The organism is Streptomyces sp. NBC_00252 (assembly GCF_036187565.1).
In the GTDB taxonomy this organism is placed as follows: Bacteria; Actinomycetota; Actinomycetes; order Streptomycetales; family Streptomycetaceae; genus Streptomyces.
Genome location: NZ_CP108087.1, coordinates 6,173,289 through 6,191,792, shown reverse-complemented (window position 1 = coordinate 6,191,792; position 18,504 = coordinate 6,173,289). Strand labels below are relative to the sequence as shown.

Sequence of the window (18,504 nt, the reverse complement as noted above, 5' to 3'; positions counted from 1 at the left end):
TCGTCGCCGGGGTCGTGGAGGCATCGCGGTGCGTACTCGACGTGACTACTCGATGACGAGGTCGACCTCGATGTTGCCGCGGGTCGCGTTCGAGTAGGGGCAGACCTGGTGGGCGGTCTCGACCAGCTTGCGGCCGGTCGCCTCGTCCACGGTGTCGGGGAGCTCGATGCGCAGGGTCACCTTGAGGCCGAAGCCCTCGCCCTGCTTGCCGATGCCGACCTCGGCGGTCACGGCGGCGTCGCTGACGTCCACCTTGGCCTGGCGGCCCACGACACCCAGCGCGCTGCCGAAACAGGCGGCGTAACCGGCGGCGAACAGCTGCTCAGGGTTGGTGCCCTGGCCGTTGCCGCCCATCTCGGTCGGAATGCCGAGCTGAAGGTCGATCTTGCCGTCGTTGCTGACCGCGCGGCCGTCGCGGCCGTGGGTGGCGGTGGCTACGGCGGTGTAGATCGCGTCCATGGAAACCATCCCTCTCGGAGTCTTTGCGGGGGTGACCGGCCCGGGTGCCCGGACCGCCTCACGGCCATAAGTAGAGCACACAATTCAATTGCGCACAACTAAATGGCCCACTCGCGCTATCCTGGGGTCATGACTCCCACGCCGACCACCGACTGGCTCCGCCTCGACCAGCAGATCTGCTTCTCCCTGAACGCCGCGTCGCGCGCCTTCGGCGGCGTGTACCGCGTGATCCTCAAGGACCTCGGGCTCACGTACCCGCAGTACCTGGTGATGCTGGTGCTGTGGGAGCACGGCGAGCTGCCCGTCAAGAAGCTCGGCGAACACCTGCGACTCGACTCCGGCACGCTGTCCCCGCTGCTCAAGCGGCTGGAGACGGCCGGTCTCGTACGGCGTGAGCGCAGCGTCCGTGACGAGCGGTCGGTGGAGGTGGGGCTCACCGACGAGGGCGTCGCGCTGCGCGAGCGGGCGGTCGAGGTGCCTCGGCGGATCCTCGGGGCGACCGGCTTCGACCTCGACGAGATCCGCGCGCTGCGGGAGCGGCTCGACCTGCTCACCGGGGCGTTGGACGCGGCGGCGGCGGAGCAGGCGTAGGGGGCGGTGGAGCGGGCGTGGCGGCTGACGCGGGCGGCCACATGAGCGTCGGCGTGTCCTGCGGGGGCATCCTGCGGAGGTAGAGGGCGAGCTTCACGCGGCCGTGCACGTACTCCTGCCGGCGCGCGAACTCCCCGTCCACGACGTCGAGTTTGACCCGGTCGGTCGGGTCGCCCGGCACCCAGCGCGACGGCAGGAGATTCGACTGCGCGACGATCCACACCCGGTCCACCCCGGCGAGCCGCGCCCGCAACTCCCCCGGCCCCACCTCACGCCCGCTCAGCGTCCCCGACCTCGCCCCCGACTCCCCCGACGCCAGATCCCTGGCCCCGACGAACGCCCCCGGATACGCCGACGCCGTCACCCGCCAGAACGACGGCAGGAACAACACCGGGTCCCCCGGCCGCACTTCACGCCCCACGAGCGCGGCGACAGCGGCGAGATTCTCGGGGCGGCGGTCCGCGGAACGGTCGTTCCGGTAGGCGGGGATGCCGTGCAGGAAGGGGACGGCCACGGCCAGGACGCCGGCGAGGGTCAGGAGGTGGGGGCGGAGCGAGCGGAGTCGGTGGAGGCGGAGAGTTCGGTGGGGTCGGCGGGGTGAGCGGTGAACGGGCCTGGTGGGGTGGGCAGTTGGGGGCTCGGGGACTGCGTGGCCGATGTCCAGTGGGGGGCGGTTTCCGGCTCGGGCCGGGGTTCCGGTTCCCGTCGTACGGTCGATTCCGGTTCCGCCTCCGCCTCCACCTCCGCCTCCACTTGTACGGTCACCCCCCGCCCCGCGCCCAGCCCCAGCCCCACTCCCGCTCACCGCACCGACCAGCTTCCGCCGCCTGCCGACCTCGGCCACCGCCCGTTCGGCCTCCGCACCACGGCCGGCCGGCACCCCCCGCCCTTCCAGCCACAGCCACCGCAGCGCCCCCGCCACCCGGTCCGCGCCCGCCGCCACCAGCAGCGGCGCCCCGGCCAGCGCGTACAGCACGTACCGCTCGTGGAACAGCGGGCGGAACTGGGAGACGGAGAGCAGGATCACCGGTGGCAGGAGGAGCAGCGGCAGGGCGACCGACGTGAGGCGGCCGGCGCCGAGGCCGATGAGGATCAGGGCGATCGAGGTCCAGAAGACGACGCCGGTCGGGGTGACGGCGAGGAAGTCGCGGGCGAGGCGTTCGGTCGTGTCCCAGTCCGGCACCCGCAGCCAGGCCACCTGGGCCGACTGCCGTTCGGACACCCAGACCAGCGGGATCAGGACACCCCCGGCGACTCCGACCGCACGGATCCAGCCGCGCCACACCGCCCGGCGCACCCGCGCCGCCGCCAGCGTCACCGCGTGCGCGCAGAGCACCAGCACCGCGAACTCGTGCAGCAGAAAGGTCACGGCGAGGACCGCGCCGTACGGCCACCAGGACCGCCCCTCCAACGCCCGCACCAGGAACAGCGTCGCCGCGGCGACACCGGCCGCGACGAGGGCGTAGGAGCGGCCCTCCTGCGCGTAGTGGCCGGTCAGCGGGGTGATCGCGTAGAGGAGGCCGGCCCAGAGGCCGACGCGGGGGCGGGCCAGGCGGGTGCCGAGGGCCGCGACGAGGCCCGCCGTGGCCGCCGCGCCGCACAGGGAGGGCAGGCGGAGGACGACCTCGCCGGGGTGGACGGTGAGGACGGCGTGCATGAGGAGGTAGTACAGGCCGTGCACCGCGTCGACGCCGTGCAGCAGGTGCCAGATCTGCGGCACCGTGCGCCGCCCGACCATGAAGGTGACGCCCTCGTCGCCCCACATGCCGCCGCGGTCGAGCCCCCACAGCCCCAGCGCGAGCATGACGGCCACCGGCACGGCCACGGCCACGGACTCCGTCCTCGTCCACCGGAATCGCCGCTTGTTCTCGTCCTCGCCCTGGCTGTCCACCTGGCTGATTTTGTACCGTTAGCAAGCTCTTACCGACGATTGACGGTGTATTAGCATTCCTGCGGCATTCACCCGGCTTACGATCCGACGTGATGAACGCCGTCCGCAGACACCGTCTCCTCGCCCTGACCCTCTCCTGGCTCGCCACCCGCGCGGGGATGCTGCTCCTCCTCGCGTACAACGGCCTCCCCCTGCTCGGCCACGGCGGGGTCGCGCGGGAGGTGTGGCGCCTGTACCTCCACTGGTACGGCGTCCTGTCCCACGGCGCGTTCCCGGCGCACGACCCGCTGTGGCAGTACCCGCCGGGCGCCGGGCCCGTCCTCCTGTCGCCCGCGCTGCTGCCCGACCTGACGTACTTCCAGGCGTTCGTCGTCCTCACCCTCGCGACGGACGCCCTGATCACCGCGGTCCTGGCCCGCGCGGGCACCCGCCCGGGACACAGCCTGCGCGGCGCCACGTACTGGATCGCCTGCCTCCCCCTCCTCCTCCACATGCCCCTCGTCCGCTACGACGTGCAGGTCACGGCGTTCGCCGTCATCTCCCTGTTGACGCTGTCGCGCTCCACGCGCGTGTGCGGCGCGTTCGCGGCGCTGGGCGCGCTGGTGAAGGTGTGGCCCGCGCTGGTGCTGCTGGGGATGCCGAGGGGGCGGACGACACGGTCGGTGTGGACGTGGGCGGCGGGGACGGGAGCCCTGTCACTCGTGTCTCTCGTGCTCTTGTTCAACAATCCTTTCGCCTTCCTGCGCCAACAGGGCGGCCGGGGCGTACAGATCGAGTCGCTCGGGGGCACGGCCCTCGGTCTCGCGACCCATGTCGGCTGGCCGGGGCAGGTGCACTACCGGTACGGCGCGATGGAGTTCACGGGGCCGTACGTCTCCTCCGTCGCCGACGCGTCCCTCGCGCTCACGGCGGTCGCCTTCGGGCTGCTTCTGCTGTGGCGGATCCGGGCCCGCCGCTGGACCGACGCGACGCCCTACGACGCCGCGCTGAGCGCCGTCCTGCTGTTCACCGTGACCAGCCGGGTGATCAGCCCCCAGTACATGATCTGGCTGCTCGGCCTGGCCGCCGTCTGCCTGACCTCGCGGCACACCACCCAGCGCGCGGTGGCCGCGCTGATCGTGGCGGCGACGGCGGTCAGCTCCGTCGAGTTCCCCGTCCTGTACGTCGACGTCATCCACTCCACGTGGACGGGCTGCGGCCTCATGGTCGTACGCAATGGTCTGCTGGCCGCCGCGGCCGTCCTCTCGTTCGTCCGTCTGTGGCGGTCGACGAGGCCGCTCCGGGCGACACGGCACACGCGCGTGCAGTCGCCCGGCCCCTACGGAGAGTCCCAGCCGCTGACCTCGGCGCACTCCGGTGCCTGATTGACTGAGGGGCGCAGAGGACGCACCACCACGGATCGAGTGACGGAGGGGACGGCCGCACATGACCTGGCTGATCACCGGCGGCGCCGGCTACATCGGGGCGCATGTCGTGAGGGCGATGACCGAGGCGGGCGAACAGGCCGTCGTCTACGACGACCTGTCCACCGGCATCGCCGAGCGCGTGCCCGACGGCGTGCCCCTGGTGGTGGGTTCGACCCTGGACGCGGAACGGGTGGCCCGCACCCTCGCCGACCAGGACGTCACCGGAGTCGTCCATCTGGCGGCGAAGAAGCAGGTCGGCGAGTCGGTCGACCTGCCGTTGCACTACTACAGGGAGAACGTCGAGGGCCTGCGCGTCCTCCTGGAGGCGGTCACCACGGCCGGCGTCCCGTCGTTCGTGTTCTCGTCCTCGGCGGCCGTCTACGGCATGCCGGACGTCGAGCTGGTCACCGAGGAGACGCCCTGCGTCCCGATGTCGCCGTACGGCGAGACCAAGCTCGCGGGTGAGTGGCTGGTCCGCGCGACCGGCAGGGCGACCGGCCTGTCCACGGCCTCCCTGCGCTACTTCAACGTGGCAGGGGCAGCCGCCCCCGACCTCGCCGACACCGGCGTCTTCAACCTCATCCCCATGGTCTTCGAGAAGCTCACCGAGGACGCGCCCCCGCGCATCTTCGGCGACGACTACGCCACCCCGGACGGCACCTGCGTCCGCGACTACATCCACGTCGTCGACCTGGCCGAGGCCCACGTCGCCGCCGCCCGCGCCCTCCAGGCCTCCCCCGGCCGCTCGCTGACCCTCAACATCGGCCGCGGGGAAGGCGTTTCGGTCCGCGAGATGATCGACCGCATCAACGCGATCACCGGCTACGACCGCCCCCCGACCGTCCACCCGCGCCGCCCCGGCGACCCGGCGCGTGTCGTCGCCTCCGCCGACCGCATCACCACCGAACTGGGCTGGAAGGCCAAGCACGACGTCCAGGACATGATCGCGTCGGCGTGGGAGGGATGGGTGCGGCTGCACCCGGGGGCCGCACGATCCTGATGGACAGCCCCTCCAGGAAGGAACGCGCCCTGGGCGCCGTCCTAGGCTCCGCCGTGGGCGACGCGCTCGGCGCGCCCTTCGAGTTCGGCCCCGAGGGCGCCTTCACCGCCCGCTTCCCGGTGCCCGGCCAGGGCGGGGAGATGTGCGGGGGCGGCGGCTGGGACCCGGGCGAGGCGACCGACGACACGCAGATGGCCGTACTCGTCGCGGAGTCCCTGCTGGAGTGCGGCGGGCTCCGGCTCCCGGACATGTTCGCGCGGTTCAGGCGCTGGGCCACCGCGGACCCGAAGGACATCGGCCTGCAGACCGAGGCCGTGCTGACCAGCGGCGACCCCTGGGACCTGGCCGCCGCCCTGCACTTCCGGACGAGCCAACGGGGCGCCGGGAACGGTGCGTTGATGCGTGCCGCGCCCTCCGCCTTGTACTTCGCGCGCGCGGGACGCGAGGCCACGACGGACGCCGCCCGCCGCATCGCCGCGCTCACCCACGGAGACCGCGCGGCCTGGGAAGGCACCGCCGTCCTCCACGAGTTGATCCGCGTCGCACTGGACGGCGAGGACCCGCTGAACGCCGTCGAGGAGACCCTCCGCGCCGTCCACCCCGACCACCGGGAGCGCTACGCCGTCGTCCTCGCCCCCGACTGGCACCCCGACCGGGCCACCGAATTCAACGGCGCCGTCTGGCCCTGCCTCGCCTCCGCCGTCTGGTCCCTGCGGACGACCTCCTCCTACGAGGACGCCCTGCGCGCCGCGATCGACCTCGGCGGCGACACGGACACCGTCGCGGCGGTCACGGGCGGCCTCGCCGGGGCGGTGTACGGGAGCGCGGCGATCCCGGAGCGCTGGAGCGGGGCCGTGCATGTGCCGCTGCCGGGGTTCGGGGGGCGGGTGCTGCGGGCTGCCGAACTGGGGGAACTGGCACGGCGGTTGGACGACCCGGGCCACGTGGACGGCGGAGGCGGCTGACTCGCCGGTCGGGGAGCCGACGGGCAGGGCGGAGCCCTACAGCGCTTTGAGCCCCTCCGTCGTCGCCCGGGCCAGCGCTCCCAGGTAGCCCTTCGGGAGCTTCGGGCTGCGGATGACCACGGCACGCCAGTACAGGGGGCCGGAGATCAGGTCCAGCGCCAGGTCCTCATCCATGCCGGGGCGGATCTCGCCACGCCGTTCCGCGGCCGCGAGGATCTTGCTGGCGACGCCCTCCTGGCCCTCGCGCAGCGCCTTCTGCATGGCGTCGGCGATCTCGGGGTTGCGGGCGGCCTCGGCCTGGAGGTCCGGGATGATCTGCGACGCGACGGGGTGCCGCAGCGCGCGTGACGTGACCTCGTACAGCATCCGGAGGTCACCCTCCAGCGAACCGGTGTCCGGCGTCGGCAGCCCCATCACCGCGACCGCCGACACGACGTCCAGCACCAGGTGCAGCTTCGAACGCCAGCGGCGGTACACCGCCGTCTTGCCGACCCCCGCGCGCCGCGCGATCCCCTCGATCGACATCCGGGCATACCCGACCGCCGCCAGCTCCTCGAAGACCGCCGCCCGGATGGCTTCGGTCACATCCTCGCGGAGTACGGCCGCCCCGGCTGGGGTGCGGCGGCGCTGACGTGTTGTGGGCTCGTCGGCGTTCGTCGTCATAGCCCAAGCATAGGGGCGTTGCGACGAAACGGTTGCGTTCCGACGATGAGTGCGGCGCGTCGGGACGCAACCGGCCCGTCGCCGCAACGCCACCGACCGTATCGACGCAACAGGCCCGTCCCGGCCCAAAACCTAACGGCGCCATCACATCCGTCACGACGAAACGGTTGCGTTCCGACGCCGAATCGGCCTACGCTCACGTTGCGACGATACGGTCCCGTCCCGACGTAAGAGAACGTAAAGAGAAGCGTAAGGAAACGCCGGGCAACGGAACACGGCAGCCGGACGCGCACCCCCTCCCCCCGAGCGAAAGCAGCGGATGTGAGCCAGGTCCTCCACACACCGCCCCATTCGCCGGCTCCGGCCGACGAAGACGACCTCGCGGCGCTCGCCGCACGCCACGGCCTCACGGTCAGCGGCGCCCGCCCCTCGCTGCCCGAGTACGTCCGGCAGTTGTGGGAGCGCCGCCACTTCATCACCGCGTTCGCCACCGCCAAGCTGACCGCGCAGTACAGCCAGGCGAAGCTGGGTCAGATCTGGCAGGTGATGACGCCGCTGTTGAACGCGGCGGTGTACTACTTCATCTTCGGCATCCTGCTGGGCACGAAGCGCGGTGTCCCGGACTACATCCCGTTCCTGGTGACGGGCGTGTTCATCTGGACGTTCACGCAGAGCTCGATCATGGCGGGCACCCGGGCGATCTCCGGGAACCTCGGCCTGGTCAGGGCGCTGCACTTCCCGCGGGCCGCGCTGCCGATCTCGTTCGCGCTGCAGCAGCTCCAGCAGCTGCTGTTCTCGATGGCCGCCCTGGTCGTCATCCTGCTCTGCTTCGGCGTGCCGATCAGCTTCTCCTGGCTGATGGCGGTCCCGGTGCTGTTCCTGCAGTTCACGTTCAACGCGGGCGTCTCGATGATCATGGCCCGGATGGGCGCGAAGACGCCGGACATCGCGCAGCTGATGCCGTTCGTGCTGCGCACCTGGATGTACGTCTCCGGCGTCATGTGGAGCATCGACAAGCTGACCAGCAAGGACCACCTGCCGCACCTCGTGACGCTGGCCCTGGAGACCAACCCGGCGGCCGTCTACATCGACCTGATGCGCTACTCGCTGATCGACAGCTTCCACTCCAGCCAGCTCCCCCCGCACGTGTGGCCGGCGGCGACCGCCTGGGCGCTGATCGCCGGGGTCGGCGGCTTCATCTACTTCTGGAAGGCTGAGGAGACGTACGGCCGTGGCTGAGCAGACCATCGAGTACCACACCGAGCGGACCCGCGTGGCCGCCGACAGCACCGTCCCCACCGTCGTCTGCGACGGCGTGGACATCGTCTACCGGGTCAACGGGACCGGCGCCGGACGCGGCTCCGCGACCGCCGCCCTGAACCGCATGATGCGCCGCGAGAAGACCGAGAAGGCGGCGGGCGTCCGCAAGGTGCACGCGGTCAAGAAGGTGTCGTTCGTCGCCTACAAGGGCGAGGCGATCGGCCTGATCGGCACCAACGGTTCCGGCAAGTCCACCCTGCTCAAGGCGGTCGCGGGCCTGCTCCCGGTCGAGAACGGCCGTATCTACACCCACGGCCAGCCCTCCCTCCTCGGCGTCAACGCGGCCCTCATGGGCGACCTGACCGGCGAGCGCAACGTGTACCTCGGCGGCCTGGCCATGGGCATGTCCCGCGAGCAGGTCAAGGAGCGCTACCAGGGCATCGTCGACTTCTCCGGGATCAACGAGAAGGGCGACTTCATCACCCTCCCGATGCGGACGTACTCCTCGGGCATGGGCGCGCGACTGCGGTTCTCCATCGCCGCCGCCAAGGACCACGACGTCCTCCTGATCGACGAGGCGCTGGCGACGGGCGACCGGTCGTTCCAGCGGCGTTCGGAGGAGCGGATCCGCGAGCTGCGCCAGCACGCGGGCACGGTGTTCCTGGTCAGCCACAACAACAAGTCGATCCGCGACACCTGCGACCGCGTGCTGTGGCTGGAGCGCGGCGAGCTGCGGATGGACGGGCCGACGGAGGAAGTGCTGGAGGCGTACGAGGCCTTCACGGGCGGCGCCGACAAGCCCAAGGCCGCGGCTCCCGCGCCGGCGGCGGGCAAGGTCGCCTGAGACCGCGGGACGGCCGTCAGAGGTCCTCGTCCTGGAACACCCATGTGCGGTAGACCAGGAAGCGGAACGCCGACGCGAGCACGATCGACAGGGCCTTCACGACGTTCGCCTCGAGCGGACCGTGGAGGCCCAGTCCGTGGTAGCCGACGTAGAAGAGGCCGCTCTCCATGAGGACGCCGAGGCCGCTGAAGACGAAGAACAGGGCGATCCTGCGGGCGCCGGGGGCCTCGCGGTCGCGGTAGGTGTAGTAGCGGAAGCCGAGGTAGTTGGCGCCCATCGCGACGCAGCTGGCCAGGACCGTCGCGAGCATCGCGGGCCAGCGCAGGCCGTGCAGCAGGGCGTTGAAGACCGCGAAGTTGACCAGGACGCCGGTGCCGCCGACGATCCCGAACTTGACGACTTCCAGGACGACTTTCCGCACCGGGCGGGCGGGCTCGGTCACGCGTTCCTCGGCGAGGTTCAGAATCACGCCACCAGGCTTAGCCGGGCAGAGTAAGCGCTCCTCTCGAATCGCCTTCGATTACCCCTAAGGCACTCCGTGAAAAGGGCGCCCCGAGCCGTCCGGGCCCGGGGCGCCCTCATCGTCGTAGCGACTTCTCAAGAAGGGTCGCGGCAGCTACGACCCAGGTACTACGAGTGCGTCCTCAGCAGGGTGCGCATGGTGCGCATCGCCACCGACAGGTTGGCGAGGTCGAAGGTCTCCGAGCCCTGGATCTCGTCCAGGGTCGTGCGGGCCCGGCCCAGGATCGCCGCGTTCTTCTCCTGCCAGGTGGCGAAGCGCTGTTCCGGCGTCGAGGTGCCGTTGCCCGCCGCGAGGATGTCGGCGGTCAGGGCCGCGTGGGCCGCGTACAGGTCCTCGCGGATGGAGGCGCGGGCCATGGACTGCCAGCGGTCCGCGCGGGGCAACTCGATGATCCGGTCCATGAGTTGGGTGATGTGCAGGCGGTCGGCGAGGTCGTAGTAGACCTCGGCGACGTCCATCGGGTCCTTGCCGGTGCGGTCGGCCACCGAGACGATGTCGAGCGCCGGGAAGGCGGACGAGAACCCGGCCACGCGCGTGGCGAGTTCGGCCGGGACGCCGGCGCCGGTCAGCTCGTCGTAGATCTCCTGGTACCAGTCCAGGTCCGCGCCGCGCAGCAGCTTGGGGAGCTGGGACCAGACCTGCTCGACGCGCTCGCCGAAGAACTCGACGGTCTCGGCGAGCTGGAGCGGCTGCGGCCGGTTGTTGAGCAGCCAGCGGGTGCCGCGCTCGCACAGGCGGCGCGAGTGCAGCCTGATGCGGGTCTGGACGGGCGCCTCGACGGTGTTGTCGAGCGCCTCGACGCCGTCCCACACCTCGGCGGCGTGGAAGATCGCGCGGGCCGCGGTCTGCGCCCTGACGATCTCCTCCAGGGACGCACCGGTCTCCTCCCGGAGGCGGTGCAGGAAGCTCGTACCGCCGGTGTTGACCGTGTCGTTGACCAGGACCGTGGTGACGATCTCGCGGTGCAGCGCGTGGGTGTCGATCTGCTCGGCGAACTTCTCGCGCAGCGCGCTCGGGAAGTAGGCGTGCAGCAGGGTGCGCAGGTACGGGTCGTCGGGGAGCGTGGTGTGGAGCAGCTCGTCCGAGACCGTGATCTTCGTGTACGCCAGGAGGACGGCCGTCTCGGGACCGGTCAGGCCCTGTCCCTGGGCGAGCCGTTCGCGGATCTGGCGGTCGGTGGGCAGGAACTCCAGGGCCCGGTCGAGGTGGCCCTCGCGGACCAGGGTGCGCATGAAGCGCTGCTGGGCGTGGAGCATGTCCTTGGACTGGGCGAGCGCGTTGGCGATCGCGGTGTTCTGCGCGTAGTTGTTGCGCAGGACGAGCGCGCCGACCTCGTCGGTCATCTCGGCGAGGATCTTGTTGCGCTGCTTGACGGTCATGTCGCCGTCGGTGACCAGGCCGTTGAGCAGGATCTTGATGTTCACCTCGTGGTCGGAGGTGTCCACGCCCGCGCTGTTGTCGATCGCGTCCGTGTTGATCTTGCCGCCCTGCTGGGCGAACTCGATCCGGCCGAGCTGGGTCAGGCCCAGGTTGCCGCCCTCGCCGACGACCTTGACGCGCAGGTCGGCGCCGTCGACGCGGATCGCGTCGTTGGCCTTGTCGCCGACGTCCGCGTGGGACTCGGTGCTGGCCTTGACGTACGTGCCGATGCCGCCGTTCCACAGGAGGTCGACCCGCGACTTGAGGATCGCCTTCATGAGGTCGGCCGGCGTCATCTTGGCGACCTTGTCCTCGATGCCGAGGGCCTCGCGGACGTGCGCGTTGACGGGGATCGCCTTGGCCGTACGGGGGAAGACGCCACCGCCGGCCGACAGCAGGTCGGTGTTGTAGTCGGCCCAGCTGGAGCGCGGCAGCTCGAACATGCGGCGGCGCTCGGCGTACGAGACGGCCGCGTCCGGGGTCGGGTCCAGGAAGATGTGCCGGTGGTCGAAGGCGGCGACCAGGCGGATGTGCTCGCTGAGCAGCATGCCGTTGCCGAACACGTCACCGGACATGTCACCGACACCGACGACCGTGAAGTCCTCGCTCTGGGTGTCGACGCCCAGCTCCCGGAAGTGCCGCTTGACGGACTCCCAGGCACCGCGCGCGGTGATGCCCATCTTCTTGTGGTCGTAGCCTGCCGAGCCGCCGGAGGCGAAGGCGTCGCCCAGCCAGAAGTTGTAGCTCTCGGCGACTCCGTTGGCGATGTCCGAGAACGTCGCGGTGCCCTTGTCGGCGGCGACCACCAGGTAGGTGTCGTCCTCGTCGTGCCGGACGACGTCCGCCGGGGGGACGACCTCGCCGGCCACCAGGTTGTCGGTGATGTCGAGCAGGGCCGAGATGAACATCTTGTAGCTGGCGATGCCCTCGGCGAGCCACGCGTCCCGGTCCACGCTCGGGTCGGGCAGCTGCTTGGCGACGAAGCCGCCCTTGGCGCCGACCGGCACGATGACGGTGTTCTTCACCATCTGCGCCTTGACCAGGCCGAGGATCTCGGTACGGAAGTCCTCGCGCCGGTCCGACCAGCGCAGGCCACCACGCGCGACCTTGCCGAAGCGCAGGTGCACGCCCTCGACGCGCGGCGAGTACACCCAGATCTCGAACGCCGGACGCGGCGCCGGCAGGTCCGGGATGGCCTGCGGGTCGAACTTCATCGAGACGTACGCGTGCGCGTGCCCGCCGCGTGCCTCCTGGAAGAAGTTGGTGCGCAGGGTCGCCTTGATGACGGTCAGGAAGGAGCGCAGGATGCGGTCCTCGTCGAGGCTCGCGACCTGGTCGAGCGCCGCGTCGACCTCTTCGAGGAGGGCGTCGACGATCTCGCGCCCGGCGCGCTGCCGGTCCGGCGACATCCGCGCCTCGAACAGGGAGACGAGCAGCCGGGTGGTGTGGACGTTGTTGCGGAGGGTGTCCTCCATGTAGTCCTGGCTGAAGGTCGAACCGGCCTGCCGGAGGTACTTCGCGTACGCCCGCAGCACCATCGCCTGGCGCCAGTCGATCCCGGCGCTCAGCACCAGCGCGTTGAAGCCGTCGTTCTCGGCCTGCCCGGTCCAGGTGGCGGCGAAGGCCTCCTGGAACCGCTCGCGCGCGTCGTCGCCGAGGTGGTCCCCGCCGCCGTTCTGCGACTTGGGCATGCGCAGCCCGAAGTCGTAGATCCACGCCGTCGTACGGTCCGAGCAGCGCAGTTCGTACGGCCGCTCGTCGACGACCTCGACGCCGAGGCGGCTGAGGACCGGCAGCACGGCGGAGAGGGAGACCGAGGCGCCCTTGCGGTAGATCTTGAAGCGGCGCTCTTCGGGGGCGGCGCCCACCGGCTCGTAGAGGCTGAGCGCGAAGCCCTGCTCCTCGGTGAGCGCTTCGAGGTGGACCAGGTCGGCAACGGCGGCGCGCGGGGAGTGGTCCGCCTTGTAGCCCTCGGGGAAGGCGTTGCCGTAGCGGCGCACGAGTTCGGCCGCGCGCTCCTCGCCGCACTCGGCGTTCAGCGCCTCGCCGAAACCGTCCGCCCAGGAGCGGGCCGCCTCGACCAGGCGGGCCTCGATGCGGTCCTTGTCGGCGTCGGACAGCTGCGGCAGTTCGGTGCCCTGCGGGACGCGGACCACGAAGTGCAGCCGGGAGAGGATCGACTCGGTGTTCCAGGCGGTGAAGTCGACGCTGATGCCGTCGAGCTCTTCCTTGAGGATGTCGATGATCCGCAGGCGTACGCCCGTGGTGTAGCGGTCGCGCGGCAGGTAGACGAGGGCCGAGTAGTAGCGGCCGTACTCGTCCTGGCGCAGGTACAGGCGCAGCCGGCGGCGCTCCTGGAGGTAGAGCACGGACGTGACGATGGAGCGGAGTTCGTCGACCGGGGTCTGGAACAGCTCGTCGCGCGGGTACGTCTCCAGGATCTGCAGCAGGTCGCGGCCGTCGTGGCTGTTGGGCGAGAAGCCGGCGCCTTCGAGCACCTCGTCGACCGTGCGCCGGATCACGGGAACCCGGCGGACGGACTCGGTGTAGGCGGCGGACGAGAACAGGCCCAGGAAGCGGCGCTCGCCGACGACCTCGCCGTTCTCGTCGAACTTCTTCACGCCCACGTAGTCGAGGTACGACGGACGGTGCACCGTGGAACGACTGTTGGCCTTCGTCAGCACGAGGAGCTTGTGCTCGCGGGCCTTGGCCCGGGCGTCGGCCGGGAGCCGCTCGAAGGACGGGCTCACCGGGTGGCTGTCCTCGCCGGCGTGCTGCGGGTCGGAGCGCAGGATGCCGAGGCCGGTGCCGGGGACGGCGGCCAGCGAGTCGTCCTCGCGCAGCTGGTACTCGCGGTAGCCGAGGAAGGTGAAGTGGTCGGCGGCCAGCCAGCGCAGCAGCTGACGGGCCTCCTCGACGTCGCTGGAGGGCAGGTCGGAGGCGGTCGGCTCGGTGGGCAGCTCGTCGGCCATGCGCAGCGCCGAGTCCCGCATCTTCTCCCAGTCCTCGACGGCCTCACGGACGTCGGACAGGACGCGCAGCAGGTCGGCGGTGATCTGCTTCAGGTCGGCGCGGTCGGTCTCGCGGTCGATCTGGACGTGGATCCAGGACTCGGTGTACGCGTCGTGCGGCAGCTCGCCGGCGGGCGGGGTGGTGAGCACCTCGATGAGCTTGCCGGTGAGGTCGCGGCGGACGATCACCTGCGGGTGGATGACGACGTGGATGCCGCGGCCCTGGCGGGTCAGCTCGTTGGTCACCGAGTCCACGAGGAAGGGCATGTCGTCGGTGACGACCTCGACGACGGTGTGGCTGCACGTCCAGCCGTTCTCCTCGACCGTCGGGGTGTGGACCCGTACGTTCGCCGTGCCCTGGGGTCGGGTCTCGGCCAGCCGGTAGTGGGAGAAGGCGGCACCGAAGACGTCGACCGGGTCGCGGTCCGCGAGGTCCTCGGGGGCGGTGTGCAGGTAGTAGCGCTGGAGGAACGCGAGCACGGTCTCCTGGTCCGGAGTGCTCTCGTCCGTCTTCCCGGTGGGTAGGTGCCCCCCGACCGGGCTGTTCTCAGCTACCCGAGCAGCCCTCTCGAGCAACTCGGCCTTTGCTTCGTCCAGCTTGGTCTGCATTGTCCTCTGGCTCCTGTCGCGCGCCGTTGCGTGACGTAGAAGGAAGTACGGTCTCTTCCCCTGCGGCTCGACGCCACGGCCCGGGTTCTCCGGTCTGCTCAGACGCTATGCCGCAAGGTGAGATGAGCGGTGGGTTATCAGCCATTTTCGGCACCCCCGTCGGGTGTGACGCTGCTCTCGGTCGAGCCGCTACCCGGGGTGTGCACGGCGTCCTGGGAGCGTTTGGAGCTCCGTCCCGCCCGCGTGGGCCCGTCATCGGGCAGGCCCTGGGAGGACCAGCGACCGCCGCCCGGTCACGGATGTATTCCGTGGTCGCCGGGCGCGGAGCAGGGGCGACGATGCCCCCGCGAAATATCGCGCTGATCACGCCACAAGGCTATCGCTCCTCACCGGGGGCTCGTCATGAGCCGGTTGTGTACAAAACAGAGGGTGGAACTTTGACGTTATGCACAGGGGCGCAAGGAGTGAAATCGTCGTATTCACGGGCAGTCGGGACGGTGACGGTCTCCGAGCCTCGCGGCCTCTTGGCAAGGACGCCGGGGCGCGGCACGTTGCCCATGACGGCCGACGCGGACGCCCGACGCGGACGCGTGTCACGACCACGGCCCCACAGCCACGGCCATCGAGGAGCGCACCGACATGACAGCGAAGATCCTCATCGTCACCGGCGACGCAGCGGAGTCGCTGGAGGTCCTCTACCCCTACCAGCGCCTGCGCGAGGAGGGGTACGAGGTCCACATCGCCGCCCCCGAGCGCAAGAAGCTCCAGTTCGTCGTCCATGACTTCGAACCCGGCTTCGACACGTACACCGAGAAGCCCGGCTACACCTGGCCCGCCGATCTCGCCTTCTCCGAGGTCGATCCCGGGCAGTACGCGGCCCTCGTCATCCCCGGTGGGCGGGCCCCCGAGTACCTCCGCAACGATCCCGAACTCCGCAAGATCCTCAAGTCCTTCTTCGACACGGACAAGCCCGTGGCCCAGATCTGCCACGGCCCCCTGCTCACCGCCGCGATCGACGGCCTGCGCGGCCGGCGCGTCACGGCGTACCCCGCGCTCGAACTCGACATGCAGTCCGCCGGCGCGACCTTCCAGGACGCGGAGACGGTCGTCGACGGCACGCTGGTCTCCGCTCGCGCGTGGCCGGATCACTCCAGCTGGATGCGGGAGTTTTTGACGGTGCTGCGGGCGAAGGCTCCGGTCACGTGAGGCGGTCGGCCGGGTGACGGGCAGCGCGGTGCCTGCTGAGTACGGCTCGTCGTGAGCCGGTGTTCTTCAGGCGCCGCGGCGCGTCACGCCGCCAGCCGCTCCGCCTCCGCGACGGCCTCCGCCAGGGAGTCCACCACCGGTACGCCCACGACCTCGAGGCTGGCCCGGCTGTGCGAGCCGCCGGTGTAGAGCACGGCCCGCGCCCCCACGTGCAGGGCGGCCACCGCGTCGTCGGCCGCGTCGCCGATCACGACGGTGCGCGCGGGGTCCACGCCGGTCAGCGCGCCGAGGTGCCGCACCATGTGCTCGGCCTTGCTGCCGCCGGAGGGCCCGGTGCGCCCGTCGACCCGTATGAAGTGCGGCTCGATCCCGAACTCCCGCACCAGCGGGACCAGTTCGTCATGGCCGTACATGCTGAGGATCGACTGGCTGCGACCCGCCGTGCGCCACCCCGCGAGCAGGTCCGCCGCGCCCTCGGTGAGGCCGCAGACGACGCGGTGCTCCGTGTAGTACCGGTGGAAGGTGCCGTCCATGACCTCCCACTCGGCGTCGGTGGGCAGCCGGCCCAGCAGCCGCTCGTAGAACTTGGGCACCGGCACGCAGTACAGCGTCCGGTACTCCTCCATCGTGATCGGCGTCAGCCCCAGCTCGGCGAACGCCGCGTTCGTCGCCCCGATGATCGCGTCATTGTCGTGGAACAGCGTGCCGTTCCAGTCCCAGACGATGTGCGCGCTTCCTTGCATCCCCATGCCAAAAACGTACCCGCCGCCACTGACAATCATGAGAACCGCAGGTCAACGGCCATAAACCGGCGCGGGACAGGCTCAGTCGGCCAGCCCGACGAGGTTCGGGATCTCCTGCGTCGCGTACCAGAGCAGCTCGTGGTCCTCGGCGCCGTCCACGACGAACTGCGCGTCGTCGTCCCCGTGATCGGCCGCCGCGAGCGCGTCGGCGGCGGCGCTCACATCGGCCTCCGCGTCGTCGAGATCCACGTGCACGGCAGCCGCCTTGGCCAGCGCCACGGTTCCGGTCACCCGGACCTCGCCGAGCGCCGCCGGGTCGAGCCCGCGGTCGGGGTCGCCCTGCGCGGTGCCGTCGGGCACGTCGACGGCGACCACGACCCGGCGCCGGGGCACGTCGGGGTGGACCGCGAGCAGCCGCAGCGAGGCGAGGGCGGCCCGGTTCAGCGCCGCGTACTCCAGCTCCTCGATGTCGTCGGAGAGGTACCACTCGCGCAGCGCGGGCGTCACGGCGTAGGCGACGAAGGGTCCCGTCCCCAGCTCACCCGTCTTGTACGCCTCGGCGAGACCGGGGAGGGTCAGGGGGACGTAGACGCGCATGGCTGGCCGCTTTCGTAGTCGGAGTGCCTCGGGGAGGACCGTTCCGCGGACGGTGCCGCGTCTCCTGGAGGACCTTCAGGATACGTGCGCGTGTCCCCTATCGAGTCCCCACCCACCCCCTCGGAACCGTCCACCTCACGCCCGGAATTCACCCTGGGCACCCCCGCGGTGATGGGCTCGCAGGCCCGTGAATCACCCGGATAAGCGAACGTTCCGGCCCCTCCGACCCGCGCCGCCACGTCCTTGCCACCTCGACCCGGGGCCCCGTACAAGATCCCCCACCAGAAGTTACTTCCCGGTACATCCCGGGCCGATCCAACGGGGACCCCCATGCACAAGGTCATGACCAGGACCGCCCAGCACACCCCGACCCGCCCCCCGACCCGCCGCGACCCCCGTCGCCCCGGCACGGGCACGCCGCGCGGCCAGGGCGGGGGCACGTCCCGTACGGCGCCGGTGGCCGAGGGGCCCGAGAACACGGTGACGGGAAGGCGGGCGGGCACTCCGGCCACGGGGTCGGGCACTCGCGCTGACGGCCTGAGCACGGGAGCACCCGGTAGCGGCCCCGGCCGGGGCACAGGACGCACCGCCCCGGGAGACGGCCGCCCGGCGGCCGCGCCGGCACGAGGAGCCCGTACGGCCCCCGGGAACGGCCGCGGGGCGGCAACGGCGGCCCGTGGGGCTCGTACGGCCGCCGAGGCTGCGACGGTCCGGGACGCGGCCTCTACGGCTCCCCCGCAGGCGGCAGGCCAGGGCACCCACCAGTCCTCACGTCATGACGGACCCCATACCGTGCCCGCCCAGGCCCCTCAGGTCGCCACCCGCCCCCGCGTCCCCCAGCCCCGCCCCACCGACGTCTTCGCCGACCGCCTCCTCGCCGTGCTGAGCGGTCAGCGGCCCGTCCACTGGATGCTCCGGCACACCGCAGGCCCCGCCTACGACGAGCTGATCCGCCTGGCCGAACACGGCCCCCTGCGCGCCACCCGCGGCGTCCGCCCGGTCGTCCGGGACATCGGCTACTACGTCGCCCGCCCCGGCGCCGTGGAGGCCTTCGCCCGCATCGGCGCCGGTGACGAGGTACGCGCCATGGCCTTCCGGCTGGAACAGGGCGCCGACCTCCGCTGGCGCTGCACCGCGGTCGAACTGGGCGGCCCCCGCGCCCCGCACCGGGACGACGACTGACAGCGCCTCCGGGCACGCACACCAAAGGGCCCGCCGACGACTGCCGGCAGGCCCCGGGCATGCGGTCGAAGAGCCTGCGCCGGCCGGTGACACGCCCTGGAGACCTGACGCCGACCGACCACGCCCCGCGGGCAC

Annotated in this window: 15 protein-coding genes; 8 read left to right on the top strand and 7 right to left on the bottom strand. The window is 71.2% G+C overall.

Annotation, left to right across the window (positions count from 1 at the left end; translation table 11 throughout):
- Positions 1–45 precede the first annotated feature (45 nt).
- Positions 46–459 (bottom strand): organic hydroperoxide resistance protein, encoded by a 414-nt coding sequence (locus tag OHT77_RS27410; RefSeq protein ID WP_266769227.1) that lies wholly within the window; start codon positions 457–459, stop codon positions 46–48.
- Positions 460–588: 129 nt separating this feature from the next.
- Here OHT77_RS27410 and OHT77_RS27405 point away from each other — a divergent pair, with 129 nt between their 5' ends.
- On the top strand, positions 589–1,050 hold the full coding sequence (locus tag OHT77_RS27405; RefSeq protein ID WP_266769228.1) for a MarR family winged helix-turn-helix transcriptional regulator: 462 nt from the start codon (positions 589–591) through the stop codon (positions 1,048–1,050).
- Here OHT77_RS27405 and OHT77_RS27400 read toward each other — a convergent pair.
- Complete coding sequence (locus OHT77_RS27400; RefSeq protein ID WP_328834356.1) at positions 1,010–2,854, bottom strand: glycosyltransferase family 39 protein; 1,845 nt, start codon at positions 2,852–2,854, stop codon at positions 1,010–1,012. The two genes, OHT77_RS27405 and OHT77_RS27400, sit on opposite strands and share 41 nt — an antisense overlap.
- 179 nt (positions 2,855–3,033) lie before the next feature.
- Between OHT77_RS27400 and OHT77_RS27395 the strand changes: the two genes are divergently transcribed.
- The 3 genes from OHT77_RS27395 (at position 3,034) to OHT77_RS27385 (ending at position 6,312) form a co-directional block, all read left to right on the top strand.
- The gene (locus tag OHT77_RS27395; RefSeq protein WP_328831083.1) at positions 3,034–4,305 is read left to right on the top strand and encodes a glycosyltransferase family 87 protein; all 1,272 of its coding nucleotides are present in this window, start codon (positions 3,034–3,036) and stop codon (positions 4,303–4,305) included.
- 61 nt (positions 4,306–4,366) lie between these two features.
- Positions 4,367–5,347 carry a UDP-glucose 4-epimerase GalE gene (gene galE, locus OHT77_RS27390; protein WP_328831082.1) on the top strand — a complete coding sequence of 327 codons (981 nt, stop codon included), beginning with the start codon at positions 4,367–4,369 and terminating at the stop codon, positions 5,345–5,347.
- A complete protein-coding gene (locus OHT77_RS27385) occupies positions 5,347–6,312 on the top strand; it encodes an ADP-ribosylglycohydrolase family protein (RefSeq protein ID WP_328831081.1) in 966 nt (321 codons plus the stop codon). The genes galE and OHT77_RS27385 overlap by 1 nt, the downstream gene beginning before the upstream one ends.
- Before the next feature lie 36 nt (positions 6,313–6,348).
- Here the strand turns inward: OHT77_RS27385 and OHT77_RS27380 are convergent, their stop codons facing one another.
- Positions 6,349–6,975: a TetR/AcrR family transcriptional regulator gene (locus OHT77_RS27380; RefSeq protein ID WP_328831080.1), complete on the bottom strand. Its 627-nt coding sequence runs from the start codon at positions 6,973–6,975 to the stop codon at positions 6,349–6,351.
- A 321-nt stretch (positions 6,976–7,296) separates the two neighbouring features.
- Between OHT77_RS27380 and OHT77_RS27375 the strand changes: the two genes are divergently transcribed.
- Entirely contained in the window at positions 7,297–8,214 is a 918-nt protein-coding gene (locus tag OHT77_RS27375) for an ABC transporter permease (protein ID WP_328831079.1), read from the top strand.
- A complete protein-coding gene (locus OHT77_RS27370; protein ID WP_328831078.1) occupies positions 8,207–9,079 on the top strand; it encodes an ABC transporter ATP-binding protein in 873 nt (290 codons plus the stop codon). Before OHT77_RS27375 ends, OHT77_RS27370 begins: the two co-directional genes overlap by 8 nt.
- A 16-nt stretch (positions 9,080–9,095) precedes the next feature.
- On the opposite strand, the gene OHT77_RS27365 is transcribed toward OHT77_RS27370, so the two are convergent.
- Together OHT77_RS27365 and OHT77_RS27360 are read right to left on the bottom strand one after the other, a co-directional pair.
- Positions 9,096–9,548, bottom strand: a complete 453-nt coding sequence (locus OHT77_RS27365) for a GtrA family protein (protein WP_328831077.1) — start codon at positions 9,546–9,548, stop codon at positions 9,096–9,098.
- A 161-nt stretch (positions 9,549–9,709) separates the two neighbouring features.
- Positions 9,710–14,641: an NAD-glutamate dehydrogenase gene (locus OHT77_RS27360; protein WP_328831076.1), complete on the bottom strand. Its 4,932-nt coding sequence runs from the start codon at positions 14,639–14,641 to the stop codon at positions 9,710–9,712.
- 639 nt (positions 14,642–15,280) lie between these two features.
- Here OHT77_RS27360 and OHT77_RS27355 point away from each other — a divergent pair.
- Positions 15,281–15,847 (top strand): DJ-1/PfpI family protein, encoded by a 567-nt coding sequence (locus OHT77_RS27355; protein ID WP_019056759.1) that lies wholly within the window; start codon positions 15,281–15,283, stop codon positions 15,845–15,847.
- An 83-nt stretch (positions 15,848–15,930) separates the two neighbouring features.
- Here OHT77_RS27355 and OHT77_RS27350 read toward each other — a convergent pair whose 3' ends face one another.
- On the bottom strand, positions 15,931–16,596 hold the full coding sequence (locus OHT77_RS27350; protein ID WP_328831075.1) for an HAD family hydrolase: 666 nt from the start codon (positions 16,594–16,596) through the stop codon (positions 15,931–15,933).
- Between the two features lie 75 nt (positions 16,597–16,671).
- A complete protein-coding gene (locus tag OHT77_RS27345; RefSeq protein WP_328831074.1) occupies positions 16,672–17,187 on the bottom strand; it encodes a DUF6912 family protein in 516 nt (171 codons plus the stop codon).
- 792 nt (positions 17,188–17,979) lie between these two features.
- On the opposite strand from OHT77_RS27345, the gene OHT77_RS27340 reads away from it, so the two are divergent.
- On the top strand, positions 17,980–18,369 hold the full coding sequence (locus OHT77_RS27340; protein WP_328831073.1) for an Rv3235 family protein: 390 nt from the start codon (positions 17,980–17,982) through the stop codon (positions 18,367–18,369).
- Positions 18,370–18,504: the final 135 nt, after the last annotated feature.